Source organism: Streptomyces javensis, assembly GCF_039525925.1.
Classification (GTDB): Bacteria; Actinomycetota; Actinomycetes; order Streptomycetales; family Streptomycetaceae; genus Streptomyces; species Streptomyces asiaticus.
Window position 1 is genome coordinate 1 of the sequence record NZ_BAAAIF010000215.1, and the last position, 2,566, is coordinate 2,566.

Consider the following 2,566-nt stretch of genomic DNA (forward strand, 5'->3'; position numbering starts at 1 on the left):
GTGCGGTGGTGGTTGGGTGAGGAGCGTTTGTTGGGGTCTCGTCTGGTGGTGGCCACCTGTGGTGCGGTCGCTACGGAGGCGGGTGAGGATGTGGCCGACCTGGTGCAGGCTCCGGTGTGGGGGCTGTTGCGGTCGGTGCAGACCGAGAGTCCCGGTCGATTCCTCCTGTTGGACCACGACCCTGACCACGAGATCAGCCCCACTGCGGCGGACGTGGTGGTGCGGGTTCTCGCCGCGGGTGAAGAGCCGCAGCTGGCGGTTCGGGGTGCGACGGTCTTGGTCCCGCGTTTGTCCCGTATCGCCAAGCCCGCAGCGGCCTCCGGGGCGTCTGCGCCGTTGGTGTCTGGTGGGACGGTGTTGGTGACGGGTGCGTCGGGTGCGTTGGCGGGTGTGGTGGCTCGGCATCTGGTGGCTGAGCACGGGGTGGAGCATCTGCTTCTTGCCAGCCGTAGGGGTCCGGACGCCCCGGGGACGGTCGAGTTGGTGGCTGAGCTGGAGGCGGCGGGGGCTTCGGTCACCGTGGCTGCCTGTGATGTGGGCGACCGTGACGCCGTGCGTGAGCTGCTGGCGGCCGTCCCGGCGCAGCTTCCGCTGCGGGGTGTGGTCCACACCGCAGCGGTGGTGGACGACGGTGTCGTGGAGGGGCTGAGCGATGAGCGTGTCCAGCGGGTGCTGGCTCCGAAGGTGGATGGGGCCTGGCATCTGCATGAGCTGACGCGGGACATGGGCCTGGAGGCGTTCGTGCTGTACTCCTCCGTCGCGGCCACACTAGGTGCCGGTGGGCAGAGCAGTTACGCGGCGGCCAACGCCTTCCTCGACGCCCTGGCCCAGCACCGCCACGCCCAGGGCCTGCCCGCCCTCTCCCTCGCCTGGGGCCGCATCGCACAGGAGAGGAGCGCTGGCCTACTCGACGCTGCCTTGGAGACGGAACGGCCCCATGTGCTGTCGATGAAGGTGGATCTGAAGGCGACCAGGAAGCGCGCCGACGCGGTTCCAGCGTTGATGAGGGGACTGGTTCGCGCACCGCATCGCAAGGCCGCGGCCGGTCAGCAGAGTGCGGAGGCATGGAAGGAGCAAATGGCTCTGACCGCGCCGGAGGAACGAGAGCAGCTCTTGCTGGATCTGGTCCTTACCCATGCCGCGTCTGTCCTGGGGCACAGCGGTCACACCGGCATAGAGCCTGATCGAGCATTGAAGGAGTTGGGCTTCGATTCGCTTACCGCGGTCGAACTCCGCAACCAGCTCAGCACAACCACGGGGATGCGCCTGCCGGCGACGCTGGTCTTCGACCATCCGACACCGCTTGCGGTTGCGCACTACCTGGATTCTCAAGTTCGTGGCGTCGGTCAGAGTGAAACGAACATGTCCGCACGCACTGTGCTGGCCGAATTCGACAAACTGGAGGTCACTCTCTCTCGGCTGCGCTATCGAGAGGACGAGAGGGCTCAGATCTCAGCACGCCTCAAGGGGCTCATCCTGGCATTGGGGGATTCACGGCTCGACGATGGCGCGCAGGCGCGGAGTGACGACTTGGAATCAGCCGATATGGACCAAGTTCTCAAGCTGCTCAATGACGAACTTGGAACTTTCTGAGCGAATCAGTGACTCTCCAGTGAAAGGGCAGGGCCCATGGAAGACTCCACGGTACTTGAGCACCTCAAACGCGCCACGACTGGCTTGCGTGAGGCTCGGGCTCGTTTGCGCGAGGTTGAGGAACGGGCGCGCGAGCCGATAGCCATTGTTGGCATGTCTTGCCGGTATCCAGGTGATGTGAGCTCACCGGATGACTTGTGGGAACTGGTGGCGAACGGCGTGGATGCCATATCCGCGTTCCCAGCAGATCGTGACTGGTCGGCCGGAGTTCTTGACGAGAAGGACTCGGATCAGGAATCTGCTCCAGTCGAGCTGCGCGGCGGATTCTTGCATGATGCAGCCGATTTCGACGCGGAGTTCTTCGGGATTTCTCCGCGTGAGGCGCTGGTCATGGATCCGCAGCAGCGGCTGCTGCTGGAAGCCTCCTGGGAGGCCATGGAGAGCGCGGGAATCAATCCGGCGGATGTACGCGGCACCGAGACCGGTGTGTTCGTCGGAACTCAAGGGCAGGATTACCTGTCGCGGTTCCAGCAGCACCCAGAGGGCAGCGATGGCTATGTGCTGACGGGCAATACGGCCAGTGTGATGTCCGGGCGCCTGGCGTATGTGTTCGGCCTCGAAGGGCCCGCGGTGACGGTGGATACGGCGTGTTCGTCGTCGTTGGTGGCGTTGCATCAGGCGAGTGCGGCGTTGCGTAGTGGTGAGTGTTCGATGGCGTTGGCCGGTGGTGTGGCGGTGATGTCGACTCCGGGGACGTTTGTGGAGTTCTCGCGTCAGCGTGGCTTGTCGGTGGACGGTCGGTGCAAGGCGTTCGCGGACGCGGCGGATGGGACCGGGTTCAGCGAGGGTGTTGGTGTGTTGTTGCTGGAGCGGTTGTCGGATGCTCGGGCGCGGGGGCATCGGGTGTTGGCGGTGGTGCGTGGTTCTGCGGTGAATCAGGATGGGGCGTCGAATGGGTTGACGGCGCCGAATG

General features: G+C 65.1%; 2 protein-coding genes. Both read left to right on the forward strand.

Annotation, left to right across the window (positions count from 1 at the left end; genetic code table 11):
* On the forward strand, positions 1-1,593 hold a 1,593-nt coding region (locus ABD329_RS47605), incomplete at its 5' end, for a type I polyketide synthase (RefSeq protein WP_344318250.1).
* Positions 1,594-1,629: 36 nt separating this feature from the next.
* Positions 1,630-2,566, forward strand: a 937-nt coding sequence (locus tag ABD329_RS47610; protein WP_344318252.1) for a beta-ketoacyl synthase N-terminal-like domain-containing protein, incomplete at its 3' end; no start/stop codon positions are given.